The following is a 23,762-nucleotide window of genomic DNA, read 5'->3' as shown; positions in this document are numbered from 1 at the left end:
TTGGTTAACGCGGGGTTAATGGCACCCCTATAGCCGCTGTTTTATGCGGTTTCTGTTACGGATTTCTTATCCTGCATGGCCGCGGCGAAGCGTTCGAACAGGTAATAGCTGTCCTGCGGGCCGGGCGATGCCTCAGGGTGGTGCTGGACGGACCAGACGGGACGGCCTTCCATGCGGATGCCGCAGTTTGACCCGTCAAACAGCGAAACATGGGTTTCCACCACGCCCTTCGGCAGGGTTTGCGCATCGACTGCGAAACCGTGGTTCATCGACGTGATCTCGACCTTGCCGGTGTCATTGTCTTTGACGGGATGGTTCGCACCATGATGACCGTGGCTCATCTTGATGGTTTTGGCTCCAAGGGTCAGGGCCAGCATCTGGTGACCCAGACAAATGCCAAAGACCGGCAGTTCGGTTTTGTCCAGCACATCGCGGATCATCGGCACGGCATAGGCACCGGTTGCCGCGGGATCGCCCGGACCGTTGGACAGAAACACGCCATCGGGGTTGTGGGCCATGATATCGTCATAGGTTGCCGTCGCAGGCAGAACAGTAACGTCACAACCGGCAGAGGCAAGACAGCGTAGGATGTTGCGCTTGGCACCATAGTCGATGGCGACAACTTTGTGTTTCGGGTCAGTCTGTTGCGCATAGCCGTCCGGCCAGGCCCAACGCATTTCATCCCAGCGGTAAGATTGCGCGCAGGTGACTTCGCGTGCCAGATCCATGCCTTCCAGACCGGCGAATTCGCGCGCGGCATTCACCAAGGCTTCGATGTCGAAATTGCCGTCGGGGTCATGGGCCAGGGCAACGTGCGGCGCACCCTGCTGGCGGATCGCACGGGTCAACCGGCGTGTGTCGATGCCGCCGATGGCGATCCGACCGCGCGCGGCGAGCCATTCTGAGATGGGCTGTACATTGCGCCAGTTGGACGGGTCCGTCGGCATCCATTTGACGACCATGCCCGCCGCGACAGGATCAGCGGTTTCATCGTCTTGCGGGTTGGTGCCGGTATTGCCGATATGAGGGAAGGTGAAGGTCACGATCTGGCCCGCATAAGAAGGGTCGGTCATGATTTCCTGATAGCCGGTCATCGCGGTGTTGAAACAAAGCTCTGCGACGGTCTGGCCGGTGGCCCCGAACCCCATCCCGAAAAACAGCGATCCGTCAGCAAGGGCTAGGCAGGCGGTAGGGCGCATGGGCAGTCTCCGGGGCATGAATGTATCGGGTAAACGATGCCGTAGATACTGGTCCGCTGGGGCAGGGTCAAGGATCAGCGGTAAATAAGATATCGCGTGATTTCAGGGCCTTAACCTCGGGGCAATGGCATTGCTTCGCAGGGATTGTTTAGCTATGGTCGCAATCTTGAGAATTCCATAGAACAAGGCGGCATATCAATGGTTCTGCGCACCCGCATCACGGATGCTTTGAAACAGGCAATGAGAGACAAGGACGCAGCACGGCTGTCCACCTTGCGCCTGATCAATGCGGCGATCAAAGACAAAGACATCGCCGCCCGTGCGACCGGCACTGACGAAGGTGTGCCTGATAGCGAAGTGCTTGCGATCCTTGGGAAAATGGCAAAGCAGCGGCTTGAATCCGCCCGCGCCTACGAAGAAGGCGGACGCCTTGATCTGGCCGAGCGGGAGCGCTCGGAGATTGTGATCATCGAAGAATACCTGCCGCGCCAGTTGAACGAAGAAGAAACGGCCGCGGCTGTCGAGGCGGCGATTAGCGAGATCGGCGCGGAGAGCATCCGCGACATGGGCAAGGTGATTGGCGCGTTGAAGGGCAAATATACCGGCCAGATGGATTTCGGCAAAGTCGGCCCAATGGTAAAAGATCGCCTAAGCTAAACAGCCGGTGGCTGTTTTCGCACTGCGATATTTACAAAGTTATTAGAGATAGAGGCCCCGAACGTGTTGCGCGTTCTTTGGGGCCTTTTTCTTTTTACGGCCCTCATTATGTCAATATACATCAAATACTTGTGCGCCGTACCTCATGTTTTGCATAAGCTGCGCTTAACCTTGTGTTAAACGTCATCCCCCGTGCACCCCCTGTACACCTTTGATGCACCATGCGGCGCCTCATTGGCGCAGGCTGCGCTGTAGGTCGTCGTAAAGGGCGATGCGTTCTTCCTCGCTGAGGAAGGTGCCGATTTCGACCTCGCGTCCTTCGCCGCGCAGGGTGATATACTGCGGCACCGGACCGTCGGTTGCGTATTTGTTGATCGTTACCCAATAGCGGTTGCACTGCCATTCCTTGACCTCGCCCTTGGGGGTGGTGTGGACCAGCCGTGCGGTTTCGGGATCAAGGGTCAGCAGTTCTTCGATCTGGCGTGACCTGTGGTTGGATTGCAGCGCGAAATAGATGCCTGCCACCGCCAGCAGAACAAAGGGCAGCAAGCCCCACAGCAGGGTTGTACCCAAAAGCGCCAGGGTCGGGATCAGAATCATCACGAAGGTGGCGAGGATGAAACCGGCAAATCCACGGGGCGACAGGGACTGGTGCGGCCACAGGCGCATCTGCTGGTGGGACGTGTCGGGCGGGGTGATCCATTTATAGGGCATCGCGTTTCTCTTGATCGTGTGGATCAAAGGTAGCAGCGCGAAGGGCAGAGGCAATGCGACAGGTTGGACAGGGTCAGCTGTATTCGATCAAATCCCAGCGATTGCCGAAAGCATCGGCAAAAACGGCGACTGTGCCATAGGGTTCATGGCGTGGATCTTCCTCGAACTGGACACCTGCGGCGCTCAGGCGGGCGTGATCGGCTGCAAAGTCGTCGGATTCCAGAAACAGCCAGACGCGGCCCGCACCCTGATTGCCAATGGCGGCTGTTTGTTCGGGCGATGCTGCACGTGCGAGGATAAAGCCGGTTTGCGCCCCTTTGGACGGGGCGATGCGGACCCAGCGTTTGTCGCCTTGGTCGATATCCAGTTCCAGCACAAAGCCCATCGTCCCGCAATAATAGGCGATGGCGGCGTCATAATCGGGCACGATGAGGGTGAGGGCGGAAAGTTTCATAAGGGCAGAATGACATGAAGGGGCGGCGGTGACGAGGGCGAAGAGGGGAATATTGATCTTTGGGGTGCGTGGCTTTGCGAAAGGGTGCCTTGAGCCACAAAAGGGCGGATCAGTTGGAAGCGGTTTGCCCCAGCGGGCTGTCCAGCGTGGGCGGTGAGACATCCAGCACACCCAGCGCGTCGAACCCGCCCAGAATGGAATCAACGGCGATCGTCGCAAGGACGATGCCCATGACCCGACTGATCACACTGACGCCCGTGTTGCCGATGACCTTGTAGACGACGTTGGCCGCCAGCAGGATGGCCAGCGTCAGCAAAAGGACAACGACCAGCATGGCGGCGGTAACCGCCTGTTCGCCGAGGGTTTCAGTGTGGTTGTCTGTCAGTACCACGATGGCCAGCATGGCCCCCGGCGACGCGATAGAGGGCATGGCAAGGGGAAAAACCGCGCCGGCAAGGTGGTCGCGTTCTGCCTCCTCGATCTCGCGGGCGGGTTTGGAATCGCCAAAGATCATCGTCATGGCGAACAGGAACAGCACGATGCCACCCGCAATCTGGAACGATCCCAGCCGCAACCCGAGGGTTTCGAGCAGATATTGACCGCCAACCAGGAAGACCAGCAGCACCAGCGTTGAGATGGCGACGGCACGGATAGCAAAATTGCGGTGCAGCCGTGCGGGCACGCTTTGCACCGCGAACAGATAGACCGGCACAGTTCCGACGGGGTCAATGACCACCAGAAGGGTCACAAATTCGCGGATAAGCGAGGTCCAGTCGAAGATCACGTAAGGAATCCTGTTTCAGTGTTGGCGGCAGCGCGGGTTCGCGCCTGCCTATAGGATTTACTCCAATTCCACCAGCAGATCCTTGGCGTCGATCTGCCCCGCTCGCGGTTACATGCACGGCTATTACGATGGCGTCACGTTCGGCATGGATGCCGGTTTCCATCTTCATGGCTTCGATGGTCAGCAGTAGATCGCCGGCGTGGACCTGTTGGCCAACAACGGCACCGACAGAGGCGACGACACCGGGCATGGGGGCGCCGATGTGGTTCTCATTCGCGGGATCGGCTTTGGGGCGTTGCTGTGTGGTGGCTTTGACCAGGCGGTTGGGCACGCGGATCACACGCGGCTGGCCGTTGAGTTCGAAGAACACTTTGACTTCGCCGTCTTCGCTGGTCTCGCCAATGGCTTGAAGGCGGATTTCCAGTGTCTTGCCTGGGTCGCTTTGGTGAAAAAGTTTTCGCTAAGGCGCGAAATATTGAGCTTTCTTTAAGGCTGCTGTGGTCTGAAGCGTTTCAGTCCAAGGAGAGGTCCCACCGATGTCGATGCAGAAGATTCAGATATCGGCGCTGAAATCGACCGTGAAGATACCCAGTGTCGTCAGTATCTTGATCGTTGATGACGAACGCTTTGACCGCGCGCGATTGCGGCGCATCTGCGACAATCTGGATTTTGAGGCGATCATCACCGAAGCGGACACGCTGGAAGCGATGGGAACGGCGCTGCAAAATGATCGGTTTGATCTGATTTTTTTGGATTTTAACATGCCTGATGGCGATGGTTTGATGGCGTTGGATGCGATTGCCAACGATGAGCGACACCGCTCTGTCGCTGTGATCATGGTGACAGGGGATGATGACGTCGACGTGGCGATTGCCGCGATGAAGAACGGCTGCAGCGATTTTGTGAAAAAGGACACCGTGTCACCCGAGGCGATCCGGCGGGCAACGTTGAATGCGCTGCAAAAGGCGGCATTGAACCGCGGACTGGAGATCGAGACAAGCCTGCGGACCAACATCGAAACGGTTCTAAACCAGTTCACGCGGCAATGCGCGGAAGAGTTCAATCCGCTGCTGTTCAACATGATGCGACAGGTGCGCGGGCTGCATTCAGTGCGGCTGGACGAGACGAAATATGCCATCGCCGTCGGCAAGATCGAGCGGGCCTGCGAGCGGATGTTCGATTTCGTCAAGGATATCGAGGATCAAGAGCGCAAGGATGAGGTGCTGCTGACTGTGGGCGATTTCGCGCTGGAGCGGGTCGATCCAGCACAGATGGCCGAGCGGAAGTCGCAAAAGGCAAGGTTGTTCAGGCGCAAGGGGGGGTGACCCCCCCTCACGTCGCGCATCGTGGTGGTATGGGTTTACTCCAATTCCACCAGCAGATCCTTGGCGTCGATCTGCCCGCCTGCTGTCACATGCACGGCTTTTACGATGGCGTCACGTTCGGCATGGATGCCGGTTTCCATCTTCATGGCTTCGATGGTCAGCAGTAGATCGCCGGCGTGGACCTGTTGGCCAACAACGGCACCGACAGAGGCGACGACACCGGGCATGGGGGCGCCGATGTGGTTCTCATTCGCGGGGTCGGCTTTGGGGCGTTGCTGTGTGGTGGCTTTGACCAGACGGTTGGGCACGCGGATCACACGCGGCTGGCCGTTGAGCTCGAAGAATACTTTGACCTCGCCGTCTTCGCTGGTCTCGCCAATGGCTTGCAGGCGGATTTCCAGTGTCTTGCCTGGGTCGATTTCGGCGGAGATTTCCTCGGAAGGGTCCATGCCGTAGAAGAAGGTTTGCGTGGGCAGGGTACGCACGGGGCCGTATTGGCGGTGGCGGCCCATGTAATCAAGGAAGACCTTGGGGTACATCAGGTATCCGGCGAGATCCTCGTCGTCGATTTCAAGCCCGTCGAGCTGTTTGGACAGGTCCGCGCGGGTTGCTTCAAGGTCGACGGGTTTAAGGTGCTTGCCCGGGCGTTCGAGGTTGGGTTTTTCGCCTTTGAGCGCCTTGTTCATGATGGTTTTGGGGAACCCGCCGTGGGGTTGGCCCAGATTGCCGCGCATCATGTCGATGACGGAATCAGGAAAGGCGACATCGGTTTCGGGGTCTTCGACTTGGGCGCGGGTCAGCCCCTGGGAGACCATCATCAGGGCCATGTCGCCGACAACCTTGGAGGAGGGGGTGACTTTGACGATATCGCCGAACATCTGGTTCACGTCTGCATAGGTGCGCGCAACCTCGGGCCAACGGTCGTCAAGGCCAAGCGAGGACGCCTGCGCCTTGAGGTTGGTGAACTGGCCGCCGGGCATTTCGTGCAGGTACACTTCGGAACTGGGGGCCTGCATGCCGGATTCAAAAGCGCCGTACTGGTGGCGCACGTCCTCCCAATAATCCGAGATTTCGCGGATCGCATCCATCGACAAGCCGGTGTCGCGGTCGGTGTGTTGCAGCGCGGAAACGACGGAGCCGAGGGTGGCTTGGGACGTGTTGCCCGAAAACGCATCCATCGCGCAATCAACCGCATCTACGCCCGCTTCGGAGGCGGCGAGGATGGTGGCGGTTGCGATGCCTGCGGTGTCGTGGGTGTGGAAGTGGATCGGCAGGCCGACCTCTGATTTCAACGCTTTGACCAACACGCGGGCTTGGGCGGGTTTGAGCAATCCGGCCATGTCTTTGAGGCCAAGAATATGCGCACCAGCGGCTTTGAGTTCCTTGCCCATGGCGACATAGTATTTCAGGTCGTATTTCGCGCGATCAGGGTCGAAGATATCGCCAGTGTAGCAGATCGTGCCTTCGCAGACCTTGTTCGCGTCGATCACGGCGTCCATGGCCACGCGCATGTTTTCCACCCAGTTGAGGCTGTCGAACACACGGAAGACATCGACACCGGATTCTGCGGCCTGTTTGACAAAGAACTGCACTACGTTGTCGGGATAGTTGGTGTAGCCGACACCGTTGGAGGCGCGCAGCAGCATTTGGGTCATCACATTTGGCATGGCTTCGCGCAGGTCGCGCAGGCGCTGCCACGGGCATTCCTGCAAGAAACGGTAGGCAACGTCAAAAGTGGCCCCACCCCAGCATTCAACGGAGAAGAGCGACGGCAGGTTTGCCGCATAGGCCGGTGCGACCTTGATCATGTCATGTGAACGCATGCGGGTGGCGAGCAGACTTTGATGCCCGTCGCGCATGGTGGTGTCGGTGATCAGCAGTTGTTGCTGTTTGCCCATCCAGTCGGCGACGGCGGCCGGGCCTTTTTGCTCCAGTAGGTTGCGGGTGCCCATTTGCGGTTCGGCGCGATTGGCCGGTGGTTTGGGCTGGCGGGTGCTGGGGGACAGGCGCGGGAACCCTTTGGTTTCGGGGTGCCCGTTGACCGAGATATCGGCGATGTAGTTCAACACCTTGGTCGCGCGGTCGCGGCGTTTGGTAAAGGTGAAAAGATCCGGCGTCTCGTCGATGAATTTGGTGTGATAGGTGTTGTCGAGGAAGGTGGGGTGTTTCAGCAGGTTCTCGACAAAGGCGATGTTGGTGGCGACACCGCGGATGCGGAATTCACGCAGGGCGCGGTCCATGCGGGCGATGGCCGCTTCGGGTGTTTGCGCCTTGGCGGTGACCTTCATCAAGAGGGAGTCGTAGTAGCGCGTGATCACGCCGCCGGAATAGGCGGTGCCGCCGTCCAGACGGATGCCCATGCCGGTCGCCTCGCGGAACGCTGTAATGCGGCCGTAATCTGGGATGAAATTGTTCAGTGGATCTTCGGTCGTGATGCGGGTTTGCAAGGCGTGGCCGGTGAGGTGAATGTCGTCCTGTGACGCCTTGCCGGTGGCCTGTGCAATGGTTTTGCCCTCGGCGATCAGGATTTGTGCCTGCACGATGTCGATGCCGGTGACTTCTTCGGTGACGGTATGTTCAACCTGCACACGCGGGTTCACTTCGATGAAGTAGAACTTGCCGTCGGCCATATCCATCAGGAATTCGACAGTACCGGCGCATTCATACCCGACATGGGCACAGATCTTGCGGCCCAGTTCGCAGATTTCGGCGCGTTGATCATCGGTCAGGTAAGGGGCAGGGGCACGTTCGACCACTTTCTGGTTGCGCCGCTGGACGGAGCAGTCGCGTTCAAACAGGTGGTAGATTTCGCCGTGTTTGTCGCCCAGAATTTGCACTTCGACGTGGCGGGCCTTGAGGATCATTTTCTCAAGGTAGCCTTCGCCGTTGCCGAATGCGGCTTCGGCTTCGCGCCGGCCTTCGAGGACTTTTTCTTCGAGTTCGCTTTCGTCGTAGATCGGCCGCATGCCACGGCCGCCACCGCCCCATGACGCCTTGAGCATGAAGGGATAGCCGACTTCTTTGGCTTCTTTGCGGATGGCGTTCATGTCGTCGCCCAAGACTTCGGTGGCGGGGATGACGGGTACGCCAGCCTCAACCGCGACGCGGCGCGCGGAGGCCTTGTCGCCAAGGGCGCGCATGGTTTCGGCACGAGGGCCGATGAAGGTGATGCCGTTTTTCTCGCAGGCGTCGACGAAGTCAGGGTTTTCCGACAAGAGACCGTAGCCCGGGTGGATGGCATCCGCGCCGGAGGCTTTCGCGACGCGGATCATTTCGTCGATCGCAAGGTAGGCGGCAACGGGGCCGAGCCCTTCGCCGATGCGGTAAGCTTCGTCCGCTTTAAAGCGGTGCAGGCCGAGTTTGTCTTCTTCGGCGTAAACGGCAACCGTTTTTTTACCCATCTCGTTGGCGGCCCGCATGATGCGGATGGCGATTTCACCGCGGTTGGCGATGAGGATCTTCGAGAAATCGGGCATGGGCAATTGGTCCTTTGATTGTCGAATTTGGCGCACTCTAGCCGTGCTGCGGTGCAGCGCAATAGGGAGATCCGCGAAAGGCGCAACAATTCTGTAACATTTCGGACTGAATCAGGGGCTGGCGGTACAAAGCGCGGCAGGTCACGGGGTGGGCAATCCTGACGCTAGCGCAGCAGGTAAGCGGCGCGCAGCAGTATTTAAGGCCAAAAAGAGGAGGGGAACATGTGGCGAACACGGGTTTTCCTTTTTCGCGGAATTGGGTAGGTTAGCGGGATGAGCAGTTTTGATGAGATGGACGCCTTTGAAGGCGCATCGCTGTCCGCGCGCGCCATGGCCGCGCGGCCTCAGCCCTATTTGGATGGATTGAACCCTGCGCAGCGCGCGGCGGTCGAGCAGATGGACGGACCTGTCCTGATGCTGGCGGGGGCGGGCACCGGCAAGACCAAGGCACTGACGGCGCGGATCGTGCATTTGATGAATACCGGACGGGCGCGGCCGAACGAGATTCTGGCAGTGACCTTTACCAACAAGGCGGCGCGGGAGATGAAGACCCGCGTTGGCGGCATGTTGGGGCAGAGCATCGAGAGCATGCCGTGGCTGGGGACGTTTCACGCGATCTGTGTGAAACTGTTGCGCCGTCATGCGGAACTGGTGGGGTTGAAGAGCAATTTCACCATTCTGGACACGGACGATCAGTTGCGGTTGCTCAAGCAGTTGATCCGCGCCGAGGGCATTGACGACAAGCGGTGGCCGGCACGGATGTTGGCGGGGATCATTGACGGCTGGAAAAACCGTGCGTTGACGCCGGACAAGGTGCCAGCGGCGGATGCGGCGGCCTATAACCATCGCGGGGCGGAGATTTACGCGGCCTATCAGGCGCGGCTGATCGAGCTGAACGCGACGGATTTCGGTGACTTGCTGTTGCATATGGTCACGATTTTCCAGACCCACGGTGACGTGCTGGAACAGTATCAGCGCTGGTTCAAATACATTCTTGTGGACGAGTATCAGGATACCAACGTGGCGCAGTACTTGTGGCTGCGCCTGCTGGCGCAGGGGCATAAGAACATCTGCTGTGTGGGTGATGATGATCAGTCAATCTATGGCTGGCGCGGGGCCGAGGTGGGCAATATCCTTCGCTTCGAGACGGATTTCCCCGGTGCCCATGTGGTCAAGCTGGAACAGAATTACCGCTCAACGCCGCATATTCTGGCAGCGGCGTCCGGTGTGATTGCGGGCAATCAGGGGCGGTTGGGCAAGACCCTGTGGACGGATCGCGAGGACGGCGAGAAGGTGCGCCTGATCGGCCATTGGGACGGCGAGGAAGAGGCGCGCTGGATCGGCGACGAGATCGAGGCGATGCAACGCGGGACGCGCGGGATGGAGGCGGTAAGCCTTGATCATATGGCGATTCTGGTGCGCGCAAGCCACCAGATGCGCGCATTCGAGGACCGGTTTTTGACGATTGGCTTACCGTACCGTGTGATTGGCGGGCCGCGGTTTTACGAGCGCTTGGAGATCCGCGATGCGATGGCGTATTTCCGCGTCGTGACCAGCCCTGATGATGATCTGGCGTTCGAGCGGATTGTGAACACGCCCAAGCGCGGGCTTGGCGATAAGGCGCAGCAGAAAATCCAGATGACGGCGCGCGAAAACGGCGTGAACCTTGTTGAGGGCGCGCGGATCTTGCTGGCGAATGGCGGGCTTGGCGGTAAGGGCGGGGCGCAGCTGCGGCTGTTGATCGACGGGATCGAACGCTGGAACAGCAAGCTGCGCGGGCCGGTGATGCCGGTGCAGGTGGACAACGAGGTGCTGGACAACGAGAGCGGTCCGGCACGGGTGGAATACGGCCCGCCCGAAATGAGCCATGTGGAGCTTGCCGAGATCATTCTGGACGAATCCGGCTATACCGGCATGTGGCAGAATGACAAAACACCCGAAGCACCGGGGCGGCTTGAGAACCTCAAAGAGCTGGTGAAGGCCTTGGAGCAATTCGAGAACCTGCAAGGCTTTCTGGAACACGTCAGCCTGATCATGGACAACGAAAGCGACGAGGGCGGCGCGAAAGTGTCGATCATGACCCTGCATGCGTCGAAAGGGCTGGAGTTTCCGGCGGTGTTTTTACCCGGCTGGGAAGACGGGTTGTTCCCGTCGCAACGCTCGATGGATGAGAGCGGGATCAAAGGGTTAGAGGAAGAGCGCCGGCTGGCCTATGTGGGAATCACACGGGCAGAGGCGCTGTGCACGATCAGTTTTGCGGCGAACCGGCGGGTGTTCGGGCAGTGGCAAAGCGCGATGCCGTCACGGTTCGTTGACGAATTGCCCGAGGAGCATGTGGAGGTGCTGACCCCGCCCGGATTATATGGCGGCGGTTTTGGGGCAGCGATGCCGACCAGCAACCTGCATGAAGCGGCGGCAGAGGCGAATGTTTACAATTCGCCCGGATGGCGGCGGTTGCAATCGCGCGCGGGCGAACGCGGGGTGTCGCAACCGTCAGAGGCCAAGAATGCGACGATTGATATGCAGGCCGTCAGCAGCTTCAGTATGGGGGAACGGGTGTTCCACCAGAAATTCGGCTATGGCGCGGTTGTGGGAATCGAAGGCGACAAGCTGGAGATTGAATTTGAAAAAGCGGGAACAAAGAAAGTTGTCTCCCGCTTTGTCACTGGATGTGACGACGTGCCGTTTTAATCCGCGTTTGGGGTATGGGTGTCGATCACGCGACATTTGTCGGTTTGGGGGCGACCCGTTTGTGATGGGCAAGGGTGGTTGCGCGGGCCTGTTCTGCGCTGCTCTGATCGACGGACAATCGAATGGACTGCGGGCCGGTTGAATTGTGGGCCCCCTGAAAAAGAAGCAGCCGCACCTTGGGAGGAAGGTGCGGCTGTTCTGGTTAGGCCCGAAATCTGATGGGAGGATCATGCTTCGGGTCTTGTCACGCGGCGGGGCTGCAACGTCAGGGAGGAGATGTTGCTGCGGCCGGCGTGACCTGCAGCACCACGGGGAGGCGTGGCGCGGCAGGATCTCTTAGCGCTGTGCAGTCTGCGCTGATTCCCGTGCAATCTGGTGCAGGTTCGAGCGGTGCAGACCCAGATCGGCGAGTTCACGGTTGCTGAGCGCGCTCAGCTCGTTGAAGGTCTCGCGGTACAGGCGGTGCTGTTTGTAGCTGGCGACCATGTTCTGAAATGCTGCGGTTGCACGCATGCCAAAAGATGTGCCGGTTGCGGATGATGATGTCAAATATGCCATTCGGGCGCCTCGTCTAAATTTGTAAATCGTTACGTTTCGTTGAGGGGTACATAGACCCTATCTGGCCCCGCGCAACGGACATGGCGACAATGCCGCTATGCGGTTTCTGCATAGGGGACGTCGGGTCAATACACTGTAATAGATAAAGAAACAGTTCACCTGCATGAAGCGGCAGGTGGGGTGCAGCGGTGATTTGGATAAAAAAACGGCGACGATATCTGGGAGGAGATACCGCCGCCTAAAATACAGACTTGTTCGGGAGGAGGATGAACGCGTCTGGTCTTTCTGGTGAAGGACTTGCGTCGCTTCGATGTACCTACAATCGCCTTTTTGCTGCGCTTGCACAATGGATTTCTTTGCAATGCTGCCATGCAGCAAGAACATGGTTCCGCTGGACGATCCTTGGGCGGCGCGCCTAATAAGTGGGCAATTGGCCGCGCCCCCTTGTGTCCTGTGCGTAAAATGCGATGTCACGTGCAAGCAAGTACTTTAAAGGAGCCGCGCCATGTCTGATCCCACCCCTGTCACCAAAGCAGATGTCGAAGCCGCGCTTGAGCGGGTGGGTTTGCCCGACGGGCGCAGTTTGTTGGCCCATGATCTGGTGCGCGCCCTGAACGTCGAGGGGGGAATCGTGCGGTTTGTGATCGAAGCCCCGAATGCGGATGTGGCGCGGCAAATGGGCCCGCTGCGCGATGCGGCTGAAAAAGTGGTATCGGAGCTGCCCGGTGTGACGCAGGCGACTGTAGCACTGACCGCGCATGGGCCAGCGGCGAAACCTGCCGCGCCGCCCAGCCTCAAGATCGGGGGGCACCCCAAGCCGCAGGAAGGGCCAAGCAAGCCGTCAGGCGTAAAGCGCATTCTGGCGATCGGCTCCGGCAAAGGCGGCGTGGGGAAATCCACCGTCAGTACGAACCTTGCCGTGGCGCTGGCCAAGGCGGGGCGCAAGGTGGGGCTGCTGGATGCGGATATTTACGGGCCGAGCATTCCGCGCATGATGGGGGTGAACAAGAAGCCGGCCAGCCCCGATGGCAAGACGATCATCCCGTTGCACGCCCATGGGGTCACCTTGATGTCGATCGGGTTTATGATGGAAGAGGGCAAGGCGGTTGTATGGCGTGGCCCGATGTTGATGGGCGCTTTGCAGCAGATGCTGGGTCAGGTGGAATGGGGCGAGCTGGACGTGTTGTTGGTTGATCTGCCGCCGGGCACGGGGGATGTGCAGTTGACCCTGTGCACCAAGTCCGAGTTGAGCGGCGCGATTGTGGTCAGCACGCCGCAGGATGTGGCGCTGATTGATGCGCGCAAGGCGCTGGATATGTTCGCGACATTGAAGACGCCGGTTCTGGGGTTGATCGAGAACATGTCGATGTTTGTCTGCCCTGATTGCGGTGCGGAGCACGAGATCTTTGGCAGTGGCGGTGTGGCGGCGGAAGCGGCCAAGATGGATGTGCCCTTGCTGGGCGCGCTGCCAATTGATCTGGAGACACGGCTTGCAGGGGATGCGGGCACGCCGGTTGCTGCGGGGGAGGGTGTGATGGCCAAAGCCTATGCGCAGATCGCGGACGGGTTGATCCGCGGCGGGATGGCCTAAGCGCCACCGGCTGCGGTGGCGTCTCTTTGACAGCGCTGTGTGGTTACTGGCCCAACGATCGGCCTTCGACCAGGTAACCATATAGCGTTGTCAGCACAGAGACAAAAACCAGCCCTTCCAAAACGTAGACTAGCGTATGGATCAGCATCGAAAAGCTGCCGATGTCGGGCAGCAGCAGGCCCGTAACTGTATAGACACACATGTTAAGGCCGGACAGCAGCAGGGCTACACCCCAAAGCGCGGATGCGGCGGGCTTGGTGATGTTCCAGCTTTTGCGCATGCGCATCGGGCGGCCAATGGCCGCGGAAGGCAGGACAAGGCTGAGCCGCATGGCGATCCAGAGAAAGATGATGCCGCCGATCAGGCCTAAAAGCGTGGCCAGCGGACCGGTGGGATTGTTCAGGATCGCGACACCACCTGCCACGCCAATCAGAACGGACACGGGAATGGCCGCAAGCAGCTGGGCAAACCCCACAAGAATTGCACGCCAGATATAACCAAAGAAGATGCGGCTGTCGGGATGCAGGTGTTCGGGGCGTTCTGCCCCGTTAAGCAAAACGTGTCGATGCCACAGGATTGCCATCAGCGCGTAGCCCATCAAGCCAATCGCGCCGAACACCAGAAAGCCGAGCGCGGTTTGCGGGGCAGGCGGCACGGCCGTGTCGGGTGATGTCTGCATCAGCGTGATCATGTCCGGCGCGAATATAGCGATGGCCAGACTGCATCCCATCACCACAATCAATGCGGGCAGGATCACGCGCAGGGTCGTTGTGGTTTCAAAGATGAGCATACGCAGGGCGTGGGCCAAAATTGCCAATGCAGTGTTCACTATCTTCTCCGTCGAAATCTGGGGCTGTTGTGGCGTCTTGGGGGTAAAGAAGCAAGCTCTGGCGGTTTTTGCCGCCGTTTGCTGCGGTGCGGGGCGATTTTAGGGAAATCATGGGAACGTGCACGGGAATGCATGGGAAATGGTACGATAGGGGGCGGATCGGCCATGGGACGGGTGCGATTTTCGAATCACTTTTGCGGGATTTCGGTTGAATCTTGGGGTGAAATACAGATTGACTTGAGAACAAGATAAGAACATAGCCTGTGGATAAGTCTGTGTGTGAAGTTTTTTGGGAATTGATGGGACGTTGTGGGGCGTCTTTTGGCGCTACTATATCTTGTGCCTGACGTGAATTGAGTGACAATTTAAGCTAATTTTGAGCCAGCTCGCGCTACAATATCTTGTTTTCAAAGCCTGTGTAGAACAAGATATTGGGGGTAATTCCCAAACTTTTTGTAGACGCCCATGAATTCCCACGGTATCCCTATTACATCGGATGAGAACGGGACTACGGGGCACCAAACGACCCCAAACAAAAACAAAACCTAGCAGGTTTCATACAGGCACCTCGCTTTCATCAGACCAAGAGATCCGGCGCGCGAGCGAGCAGACATCCCCCCAGGTGGCGCGCGCAGTCGGACTTCCCCGCAAAGCGGGACAGGAACGGCGGGTTGATCAGTGGCAGCAGATCAGACCCGCCGTTTCCACATCTAACACCCTGTTTTCCGGTGGGACGGACAACAAGACGCAAGGTTGCGAGTAGGACGTAAGTACAGTGAGCCGCAGGTTCAGAGGCGAAAGCCACCACAAGGTCGATGCGAAGGGGCGGGTTTCAATTCCAGCCTCTTTTCGGCGTGTGCTGGAGGCTGGCGATCCGAACTGGAAGTCGGGTGAAAACCCCGAGTTGGTCATTGTCTATGGTGATCACCGCCGCAATTACCTTGAATGTTATACAATGAACGCGATTGACGAGGTGGACGCCAAGATCGACGCCTTGCCGCGTGGCAGTATGGAGCGCAAGATGTTGCAGCGCCTGTTCCACGGTCAGTCGTTCCCGACAAATGTAGATGAAACCGGCCGTTTGGTTCTGCCCGCCAAGCTGCGCAACAAGATCGACCTTGAGAACGAGGCGTTTTTCATTGCTGCCGGTGATACCTTCCAGATTTGGAAGACCGAGACATATGACACTGTCGAGCGCGCCAAAGAAGAAGAATGGCTGGACGATTTGCCAGAAGACTTTGATCCGATGGCGTTCCTCGACGGTCCTTCGGGGGAATAGAGATAATGGCTGCTGCGGCCTCTTCGGATACACCTTCTGCCCCCCACACCCCGGTTCTGTTGCGCCCCATTCTGGAGGCGGTCGCACCTGTTGAGGGTGTCTGGCTGGACGGGACGTTTGGTGCGGGTGGCTATACGCGCGGGTTTCTGGAAGCGGGGGCGCGCAAGGTGATCGCAGTCGACCGCGACCCACTGGCATTCGAGATGGCAGCCGAATGGGCCGGAGAATACGGTGACCGGCTGGTAATGCAGCGCGGTGTGTTTTCCAAGATGGACGAATATGCGTCCGATCTGGATGGTGTGGTGCTGGACCTTGGGGTGTCCTCGATGCAACTGGATCTGGCGGAGCGCGGGTTTTCCTTTATGCGCGACGGACCGTTGGACATGCGGATGTCGCAGGACGGCCCCTCCGCCGCCGATATCGTGAATGAGGCCGATGAAGAGGTCATCGCCAACATTCTGTTTCAGTTTGGTGAGGAACGTGCGAGCCGCCGGATTGCAGCGGCAATCGTACGGGCGCGCAATGAGGCCCCCATTGTATCGACACTGAAGCTGGCCAAGCTGGTCGAGGGGTGTTTGCCGCGCGCCAAGCCCGGGCAGAGCCATCCGGCGACGCGCAGTTTTCAGGGCCTGCGGATTGCGGTTAACAATGAATATGGTGAACTGTTTCAGGGGCTTATGGCGGCGGAGCGGGCGTTGAAGCCCGGCGGTCAGCTGGCCGTTGTGACCTTTCATTCGGTCGAGGATCGCATGGTGAAACGGTTCCTGACAGCGCGGTCGGGCGGCGGGGGTAATGCGAACCGGTTCGCCCCTGAAATGGCGCAGGACGCGCCCCAATTCACCGTCAAGAAGCGCAAGGCCATCGGGCCGGATGCGCAGGAACTGGAAGAGAACCCGCGCTCGCGCTCGGCCAAGCTGCGGGTGGCCATCAGAACAGATGCGCCAAGCGGTGCATTAGATGCAAAATCCATCGGGATGCCGATGGTCAAAGGATTTTAACGATGCGGGCAGTGCTTCATATCCTGACGACAATTGCGGTGATTGCTTTGGCCTTCTGGGCCTACCGCGAGAATTACGCGACCCAGCAGGCCCTAAGCGAGGCGGACAGGCTGCACGCCAATATCCGTGCGGCCCATGCCCGTCTGGCGGTGCTCAAGGCGGAGTGGGCGTATCAGAACCGCCCCGACCGGCTGCGCGATCTGGCGGAGATCAATTTTGAACGTTTGGGCCTGTTGCCACTACATCCTGATCAGTTCGGGCAGGTGGACGAGGTGCCTTATCCGCCCGCCCCCCTGCTGCCGATCACCAACCCCGTAGATGTTTCCAGCGCAGCCGCTGATGACGAGGACCCGCTATGATCCGCACGCCCCTGCGCCCGCTGGCGCGTATTCTGGATGCCCGCCAAAAGGGCGAAAATCCCGACGCCATCGAGAATGAAAACAAACGTATCCGCCACGAGCAGATGCGCGACGGTGCGCGGTTGCGGGCCGAGGGGCGCCTGTTGGTGTTGGGCGTATTTTTCTTTTGCGCCTTCGGGGTCGTCGGTGCCCGTATGGGGATGCTCGCCAGCACTGATCCGGTCGAGCCACGCGCCCATGCCCCCGGTGCGGTGATTTCGGCCAGCCGTGCGGATATTGTCGACCGGCACGGCAATCTATTGGCGACGAATTTCGACACCCATGCGCTTTATGCCCAGCCCAAACATATGGTTGATCCGGTGATGGCCGCCAAAGGGTTGGTCAAGGTTTTCCCAGATCTGGATGAAGAGCGGCTGATCAAGGATTTCACCGGCAAGCGTAAGTTCCTGTGGATCAAAAAGAAAATCAGCCCGGAGCAAAAGCAGGCGGTGCATGACATCGGTGATCCTGGTCTGTTGTTCGCGCCGCGCGACATGCGCCTGTACCCCAACGGATCGCTTGCGGCGCATATCATGGGCGGCGCGTCTTATGGCAAGGAAGGCGTGCATGCTGCCGAGGTGATCGGCGTGGCGGGCGTCGAGAAATATTTCGACGATTATCTGCGCGATCCGGTGAACGCGGGCAAGCCGTTGGAGTTGTCGCTGGACCTTACGGTACAGGCTGCCTCGGAGCGGATCCTGTGGGGCGGGATGAAGTTGATGAACGCCAAGGGCGCGACAAGCGTGTTGATGGACGTGAAGACCGGCGAAGTGATTTCTATGGTGTCGCTGCCGACGTTTGACCCCAACAACCGGCCCCGGCCGGCGGTGGAGGGGGATGCCTCTGACAGCCCGCTGTTCAACCGCGCGGTGCAGGGTGTGTACGAACTGGGATCGGTGTTCAAGATTTTCGCCGCGACCCAAGCGATTGAGCTGGGTCTGGTGAATGCGCAAACGGTGATCGAAACCAAGGGACCGCTGAAGGTTGGCGGTTTTCGGATCGGCGAGTTTCAGGGCAAAAACTACGGTGCTTTGTCGGTGACGGATATCATTGTGAAGTCGTCGAACCGCGGCACGGGCCGGATGGCGTTGCAGATCGGGGCAAAGCGCCAGCAGGAGTTTCTGAAAAACCTCGGCTTTTTCGAAGCGACACCGTTCGAAATCGTCGAAGCCGCCGGCGGCAAGCCGTTGTTGCCGAAGAAGTGGACGGATTTGTCATCGGTTACAATCTCTTACGGTCACGGATTGTCGACCTCGCCCATGCATCTGGCGGCAGGATATGCCGCGATTGCGAATGGCGGCTACAAGGTGCGCCCGACATTGATCAAGCAGACCAATCCCCAGCAAGGGCCGCGCGTGATGTCCGAACGGGCCGCACGGGACGGGCGGATGATGTTGCGTCAGGTGGTGGCGAAAGGCACAGCAAGTTTCGCACGGGTGCCGGGGTACTTCATCGGCGGCAAAACCGGCACGGCGGACAAGCCCAAGCCACGCGGCGGGTATTACAAGAAAAAGACGCTGGCGACCTTTGCCTCGATCTTTCCGGCGCATGATCCGAAATATGTGCTGATTGTAACGCTGGACGAGCCTTCGGAAAACTCTGGTGACAAGCCACGCCGCACCGCCGGTTGGACGGCTGTTCCAGTCGCGGCCGAGATGATCCGGCGCGTCGCACCCCTGCTGGGGCTGCGCCCCGCTGTTGAACCTGTGAAACCCTCTATGGTAACGCTGACCAGCAGCAATAACTGATAGAAGATTTCCCCATGAGCCCATCAAGTGTTTCGCTTTCTTCCCTTGGGCTTACGGCACGGGGCGGCGCGAATCCCGATATTGCCGGACTGGCGGTCGACAGCCGTTTGGTGCGCGAGGGGTTCTTGTTCGCTGCCTTGCCGGGCAGTCGTGTGCACGGAGCCGAGTTTATTCAATATGCGGTGCGCATGGGCGCGGCGGCGGTTCTGACGGACGCCGAGGGCGCTGTGATCGCGGCAGATGTGATGGCAGAGGCTGGCGTGGCAGTGATTGTTACGGACGCCCCGCGCGAGGTCTTGTCGCGCACAGCGGCATTGTGGTTCGGCGCGCAGCCCGCGACGATGGTGGCGGTGACGGGGACCAATGGGAAAACATCCGTGTCGACTTTTGTCCGCCAGATCTGGATCGAGATGGGGTTGAGCGCCGTCAACCTTGGCACCACCGGTGTCGAGGGGGCATGGACCGCGCCGCTGGCCCATACCACGCCGGAACCGATTACCTTGCACAGGGCATTGGCCGATGCGGCGGCGAACGGGATTACGCATGGCGCGATGGAGGCCTCAAGCCACGGTCTGGACCAGCGCCGGTTGGACGGGGTGACGTTGAAGGCGGCGGGATTTACCAATTTCACGCAGGACCATCTGGATTACCACGAGACATTTGAGGCTTATTTCGACGCCAAGGCGGGGCTATTCGCCCGCGTGTTGCCAGAAGATGGCACGGCGGTGGTCAACATTGACGACCCCAAGGGCGTTGAAATGGCGGCAATTGCGCGGGCACGCGGGTGTGCGGTGATCACGGTGGGGCGTGATGGCGGTGATTTGCAGCTAACTGGCCAGCGGTTTGACGCGACGGGGCAGGATTTGCGGTTTTCCTGGTGCGGTAAGGACTATCAAAAACGGCTGGAGTTGATCGGCGGGTTTCAGGCGGAAAACGTTTTGCTGGCCTGCGGGCTGGTGATTGCCTGCGGGGCGGATGCGGCGGATGTATTTGACACGCTGCCCCACCTCACGACCGTGCGCGGGCGGATGCAGCTGGCGGCCACGCGCGACAACGGGGCGGCGGTGTTTGTGGATTACGCCCATACGCCCGATGCGATTGCGACCGCGCTTAAGGCGATGCGCCCGCATGTGATGGGCCGGCTGGTGGCGATTGTCGGGGCGGGTGGGGATCGCGATGCGACCAAGCGGCCCTTGATGGGGGCGGCGGCGGCTGAACATGCCGATTTGGTGATTGTGACTGATGATAACCCGCGTTCGGAAGATCCGGCGGTGATCCGCTCAGCGGTGTTGTTGGGGGCACCGGATGCGACCGAGGTGGGGGATCGCGCCGAAGCGATCCTGCGCGGGGTGGATGCGATTGGACCCGGTGACGCCTTGTTGGTGGCGGGCAAGGGGCATGAAACGGGGCAGACCGTCGGTGATGATGTGCTGCCCTTTGATGATGTGGAACAGGCGAGTGTGGCTGTGGCAGCACTTGACGGGAGGCTGACATGACACTTTGGACCAGCGCAGAGGCGGCAGCAGCCACCGGAGGTCGCGCAGTTGGCACGTGGGCCTGTGACGGGGTGTCGATTGACACACGCACGATTGCGCAGGGCGATTTGTTTGTGGCGCTCAAGGACGTGCGCGACGGGCATGAATTTGTCGCGCAGGCGTTGGAAAAAGGGGCGGGGGCGGCTTTGGTTGCCCGCGTGCCCGAGGGCGTGGCCGAAGATGCGCCCTTGTTGATTGTCGAGGATGTGCTGGCAGGGCTTGAAGCCTTGGGCGTTGCGGCGCGGGCGCGCACAGGTGCGAAAGTGGCGGCGGTCACCGGGTCGGTTGGCAAAACCTCGACCAAGGAAATGCTGCTGGCGATGTTGGGCGATCAGGGGCGCACCCATGCCTCTGTGGCGAGTTATAACAACCATTGGGGCGTGCCGCTGACGCTGGCGCGGATGCCGCAGGACACTGAATATGCGATCATCGAGATCGGCATGAACCACCCCGGTGAAATTGCCCCGCTGGCCAAAATGGCACGCCCCGATGTGGCGATGGTGACCACGGTTGCGGCCGCGCATCTGGAAGCGTTCGAGAACGTCGCGCAGATTGCTGTGGAAAAGGCGGCGATTTTCGAAGGGGTGCCGGTGGGCGGTGTGGCCGTGATCAACGCCGATATTGAACATGCCGCGATCCTGATGGCCAAGGCGGTGGATTGCAAACTGCGCGAGATCGAATTTGGCGAACACGGGTTCCAGTTCAAGCTGAAAGACGTCTCCGTGCAGGCGGATGCCACGGTGGTGCAGGCGGATGCCGATGGCACGCCCTTGCTGTTCAAGATCGCGACGCCGGGCCGGCATTTTGCGATGAACGGGCTGGGGGCGCTGGCGGTGGTGCAGGCGCTGGGGGCCGATCTGGCGCTGGCGGCGCAGTCGCTGTGGCGCTGGACGCCGTTTCAGGGGCGCGGCGTGCGCGAGATGATTACGCTCGATCCCGTGGAAAACCATCTGACGCTGTCACTGATTGATGACAGCTATAATGCGAACCCGACCTCGATGGCGGCCTCGCTTGAGGTGCTGGCCGCCAGTGCGGTGACCCATGACATCGGGCGCGTCAGCAAGGGACGCCGGATCGCATTTCTGGGCGATATGAAAGAGTTGGGCGAGGACGCTGTGGCACTGCACGCGGGACTGGCCCATCTGGAGGCGACCAAAGAGTTGGACGTGGTGCATTGTATCGGACCGTTGATGCGTTCGCTTTACGAACTATTGCCGGAGCACCAGCGCGGCGACTGGACCGAAACATCGGCAGAGATGTTAACGGGATTGCGCCAAAAGCTGGACAGCGGTGACGTGGTGTTGGCAAAGGGGTCTTTGTCGATGAAACTGGGCGCGATTGTTGACGCCATCCGCAAAATGGGCCATCGGGTAGATGGTGTGTAAAGTGGACTTGTTCCCACAATATGATGATAAGGTGCGCGTTGAATGCTGTATTGGTTGACCCTGCTGTCGGATGGCGGCGATTTCTTTAACCTGTTTCGCTACATCACCTTCCGCGCCGGTGGCGCCTTTATCACAGCGCTGGTTTTCGGGTTTATCTTTGGACGTCCGTTGATTGCCGTGCTGCGCCGCACGCAGGGCAAAGGCCAGCCGATCCGCGAAGACGGGCCGGAGGGGCATTTCGTCAAGGCGGGCACGCCGACCATGGGCGGGCTGCTGATTGTGGGGGCCTTGTTGACTTCGACCTTGCTGTGGGCGCGGCTGGACAATCCGTTTGTCTGGCTGGTGCTGTTTGTCACCATGAGTTTTGCGGCCATCGGGTTTGCCGATGATTATGCCAAGGTCAGCAAGCAGAACACGGCCGGTGTGTCGTCCAAGATACGGATTTTGCTGGGTTTATTGATTTCGATCATCGCAGGTTTCTGGGCCAGCATGTATCACCCCGAAGGTTTGCAGTATCAACTGGCGGTGCCGGTATTCAAAGACACGCTGATCAATATGGGATATTTTTTCGTCCCGTTCGCGGTGATCGTGATCGTCGGGGCTGCCAATGCGGTGAACCTGACGGATGGTCTGGACGGGCTGGCGATTATGCCGGTGATGATCGCTGCGGCGACCTTGGGTGTGATTGCCTATGTCGTGGGGCGCGTCGATTTTACCGAGGATCTGGGGCTGCATTACGTCCCCGGCACGGGCGAAATGCTGGTCTTTACCATGGGGTTGATCGGCGGCGGATTGGGGTTCTTGTGGTATAACGCCCCGCCTGCTGCGGTTTTCATGGGCGATACCGGATCTCTGGCTTTGGGCGGCGCTTTGGGATCGATTGCGGTGGCGGCAAAGCACGAGATTGTTTTCGCGGTTGTCGGCGGTGTGTTCGTGGCCGAAGCCATGTCGGTGATGATTCAGGTGTTGTATTTCAAACGTACCGGCAAGCGGGTGTTTTTGATGGCGCCGATCCATCATCACTATGAAAAAAAGGGTTGGGCCGAGCCGCAGATCGTGATCCGGTTCTGGATCATCTCTTTGATTTTGGCGATGATCGGGTTGGCGACGCTGAAGGTGCGGTAAGTGGGCACTGGCGTCTGCTGTCGCGCACCGGAATGGTTCGCGCGGGTGCTTTTGAATTTAAGGGCAAGACGAAGACGGGCAGGCTGCGACCGGCGCGTTCTTAGAAAATTGACCAGTTCATTTGGCGGGCAAGGGTGGCGAGGGCTTCGGTGCCTTTGTGGCTGTTGCCATAGCGGTTGAGGCCAGGGGACCAGACGGCGATGGAGGCCTGGCCGGGGACAATCGCCAGAATGCCGCCGCCGACGCCGGATTTGCCCGGAATGCCGACACGATAGGCGAAATCGCCTGATCCATCATAATGGCCACAGGTCAGCATCAGCGCATTCAGGCGGCGTACACGGGCGGTCGAGATCAATTTGGGCATATCGGGTGCCCCCATCAGGAAGCGGCCGGCATGGGCCAGCTGGCTGGTGGTCATTTCCAGCGCGCAGTGGTGGAAATAGGTCCCAAGGGTCATTTCCGGAGGGTTTTTGAGGTTGTCGAACGAGGCCAGAAAATGCGCTAGCGCGAAATTGCGGTGGCCGTGTTGGGTCTCGGAGGCCGCGACGGCGTCGTTGATGTGGATATCGTCGCTGCCGGCGGCCGTGCGCACGAACTGCACAATTTCAGCCAAAGCGTCGCGGGGCGCCCGACCGGCAAGCACTTCGTCCGTGGTGACAATGGCACCGGCGTTGATGAAGGGATTGCGCGGGCGGCCCTGTTCGCGTTCCAGCTGGACGATGGAGTTAAAGGCGCTGCCGGAGGGTTCTCGGCCTACGCGGTGCCAGAGTTGGTCTCCCGAGCGGCCAAGAGCGATGGCGAGGGTGAACACCTTGGTGATGGATTGCACGGAAAAGCGGGTATTGGCATCACCGGCGCTGTGCACGGTGCCGTCTGCCGTGATCACCGTGATGGCAAATTGTTCGGGGTTGATGCGGGCCAGTTCGGGAATGTAATTGGCGGGGGTGCCCCAGTTGTCATCGGCGCGCACGGTTGCGTTCAGCTTTTGCAATAGGGCTGTGAGATCGGTGATGATG

19 protein-coding genes and 1 pseudogene are annotated in these 23,762 nt (G+C 59.6%); 11 read left to right on the top strand and 9 right to left on the bottom strand.

From position 1 onward, the window contains the following. Positions 1-41: 41 nt before the first annotated feature. On the bottom strand, positions 42-1,199 hold the full coding sequence (gene carA / locus Z947_RS0115420) for a glutamine-hydrolyzing carbamoyl-phosphate synthase small subunit (RefSeq protein ID WP_240477539.1): 1,158 nt from the start codon (positions 1,197-1,199) through the stop codon (positions 42-44). A gap of 198 nt (positions 1,200-1,397) precedes the next feature. On the opposite strand from carA, the gene Z947_RS0115415 reads away from it, so the two are divergent. Next, positions 1,398-1,856 carry a GatB/YqeY domain-containing protein gene (locus tag Z947_RS0115415; RefSeq protein ID WP_025045185.1) on the top strand — a complete coding sequence of 153 codons (459 nt, stop codon included), beginning with the start codon at positions 1,398-1,400 and terminating at the stop codon, positions 1,854-1,856. Between the two features lie 231 nt (positions 1,857-2,087). Here Z947_RS0115415 and Z947_RS0115410 read toward each other — a convergent pair whose 3' ends face one another. The 4 genes and pseudogenes from Z947_RS0115410 to Z947_RS21925 form a co-directional block, all read right to left on the bottom strand. Further along, positions 2,088-2,570 carry a DUF2244 domain-containing protein gene (locus tag Z947_RS0115410; RefSeq protein WP_025045184.1) on the bottom strand — a complete coding sequence of 161 codons (483 nt, stop codon included), beginning with the start codon at positions 2,568-2,570 and terminating at the stop codon, positions 2,088-2,090. A gap of 73 nt (positions 2,571-2,643) precedes the next feature. Continuing rightward, positions 2,644-3,024, bottom strand: a complete 381-nt coding sequence (locus Z947_RS0115405) for a VOC family protein (RefSeq protein WP_025045183.1) — start codon at positions 3,022-3,024, stop codon at positions 2,644-2,646. A 109-nt stretch (positions 3,025-3,133) separates the two neighbouring features. Beyond that, complete coding sequence (locus tag Z947_RS0115400) at positions 3,134-3,805, bottom strand: MarC family protein (protein ID WP_025045182.1); 672 nt, start codon at positions 3,803-3,805, stop codon at positions 3,134-3,136. 60 nt (positions 3,806-3,865) lie between these two features. Further along, a pseudogene (locus Z947_RS21925) lies at positions 3,866-4,247 on the bottom strand (biotin/lipoyl-containing protein); the annotation flags it as partial. A gap of 97 nt (positions 4,248-4,344) precedes the next feature. Between Z947_RS21925 and Z947_RS0115390 the strand changes: the two are divergent. Further along, complete coding sequence (locus Z947_RS0115390; RefSeq protein WP_025045180.1) at positions 4,345-5,133, top strand: response regulator; 789 nt, start codon at positions 4,345-4,347, stop codon at positions 5,131-5,133. A 35-nt stretch (positions 5,134-5,168) separates the two neighbouring features. On the opposite strand, the gene Z947_RS0115385 is transcribed toward Z947_RS0115390, so the two are convergent. Beyond that, positions 5,169-8,609 (bottom strand): pyruvate carboxylase, encoded by a 3,441-nt coding sequence (locus Z947_RS0115385; RefSeq protein ID WP_025045179.1) that lies wholly within the window; start codon positions 8,607-8,609, stop codon positions 5,169-5,171. A gap of 273 nt (positions 8,610-8,882) precedes the next feature. On the opposite strand from Z947_RS0115385, the gene Z947_RS0115380 reads away from it, so the two are divergent. Next, the gene (locus tag Z947_RS0115380) at positions 8,883-11,300 is read left to right on the top strand and encodes an ATP-dependent helicase (RefSeq protein WP_025045178.1); all 2,418 of its coding nucleotides are present in this window, start codon (positions 8,883-8,885) and stop codon (positions 11,298-11,300) included. Positions 11,301-11,636: 336 nt separating this feature from the next. Here the strand turns inward: Z947_RS0115380 and Z947_RS0115375 are convergent, their stop codons facing one another. After that, positions 11,637-11,858 (bottom strand): DUF1127 domain-containing protein, encoded by a 222-nt coding sequence (locus Z947_RS0115375; RefSeq protein WP_025045177.1) that lies wholly within the window; start codon positions 11,856-11,858, stop codon positions 11,637-11,639. Between the two features lie 505 nt (positions 11,859-12,363). Here Z947_RS0115375 and Z947_RS0115370 point away from each other — a divergent pair. After that, entirely contained in the window at positions 12,364-13,449 is a 1,086-nt protein-coding gene (locus tag Z947_RS0115370) for an Mrp/NBP35 family ATP-binding protein (RefSeq protein WP_025045176.1), read from the top strand. A 43-nt stretch (positions 13,450-13,492) separates the two neighbouring features. Here the strand turns inward: Z947_RS0115370 and Z947_RS0115365 are convergent, their stop codons facing one another. Continuing rightward, a complete protein-coding gene (locus tag Z947_RS0115365) occupies positions 13,493-14,278 on the bottom strand; it encodes a hypothetical protein (protein WP_025045175.1) in 786 nt (261 codons plus the stop codon). 775 nt (positions 14,279-15,053) lie between these two features. Here Z947_RS0115365 and mraZ point away from each other — a divergent pair. From mraZ to mraY, 7 genes are read left to right on the top strand one after another with little or no spacing between them, the layout of a single operon-like run. Beyond that, complete coding sequence (gene mraZ / locus Z947_RS0115360) at positions 15,054-15,557, top strand: division/cell wall cluster transcriptional repressor MraZ (protein ID WP_025045174.1); 504 nt, start codon at positions 15,054-15,056, stop codon at positions 15,555-15,557. Between the two features lie 5 nt (positions 15,558-15,562). Then, a complete protein-coding gene (rsmH, locus tag Z947_RS0115355) occupies positions 15,563-16,555 on the top strand; it encodes a 16S rRNA (cytosine(1402)-N(4))-methyltransferase RsmH (protein WP_025045173.1) in 993 nt (330 codons plus the stop codon). Positions 16,556-16,557: 2 nt separating this feature from the next. After that, positions 16,558-16,914, top strand: a complete 357-nt coding sequence (ftsL, locus tag Z947_RS0115350; protein ID WP_025045172.1) for a cell division protein FtsL — start codon at positions 16,558-16,560, stop codon at positions 16,912-16,914. After that, a complete protein-coding gene (locus Z947_RS0115345) occupies positions 16,911-18,701 on the top strand; it encodes a peptidoglycan D,D-transpeptidase FtsI family protein (RefSeq protein ID WP_025045171.1) in 1,791 nt (596 codons plus the stop codon). Before ftsL ends, Z947_RS0115345 begins: the two co-directional genes overlap by 4 nt. A 14-nt stretch (positions 18,702-18,715) precedes the next feature. Beyond that, complete coding sequence (locus Z947_RS0115340; protein WP_025045170.1) at positions 18,716-20,197, top strand: UDP-N-acetylmuramoyl-L-alanyl-D-glutamate--2,6-diaminopimelate ligase; 1,482 nt, start codon at positions 18,716-18,718, stop codon at positions 20,195-20,197. Next, entirely contained in the window at positions 20,194-21,621 is a 1,428-nt protein-coding gene (locus Z947_RS0115335; protein ID WP_025045169.1) for a UDP-N-acetylmuramoyl-tripeptide--D-alanyl-D-alanine ligase, read from the top strand. The genes Z947_RS0115340 and Z947_RS0115335 overlap by 4 nt, the downstream gene beginning before the upstream one ends. Before the next feature lie 42 nt (positions 21,622-21,663). Then, the gene (gene mraY, locus Z947_RS0115330; RefSeq protein ID WP_025045168.1) at positions 21,664-22,746 is read left to right on the top strand and encodes a phospho-N-acetylmuramoyl-pentapeptide-transferase; all 1,083 of its coding nucleotides are present in this window, start codon (positions 21,664-21,666) and stop codon (positions 22,744-22,746) included. 100 nt (positions 22,747-22,846) lie between these two features. On the opposite strand, the gene Z947_RS0115325 is transcribed toward mraY, so the two are convergent. Then, positions 22,847-23,758 (bottom strand): glutaminase, encoded by a 912-nt coding sequence (locus Z947_RS0115325; protein WP_081781219.1) that lies wholly within the window; start codon positions 23,756-23,758, stop codon positions 22,847-22,849. Between the last annotated feature and the right edge of the window lie 4 nt (positions 23,759-23,762).

It is taken from the genome of Sulfitobacter geojensis, assembly GCF_000622325.1.
In the GTDB taxonomy this organism is placed as follows: domain Bacteria; phylum Pseudomonadota; class Alphaproteobacteria; order Rhodobacterales; family Rhodobacteraceae; genus Sulfitobacter; species Sulfitobacter geojensis.
This window is presented reverse-complemented; position numbering and strand designations above follow the sequence as displayed.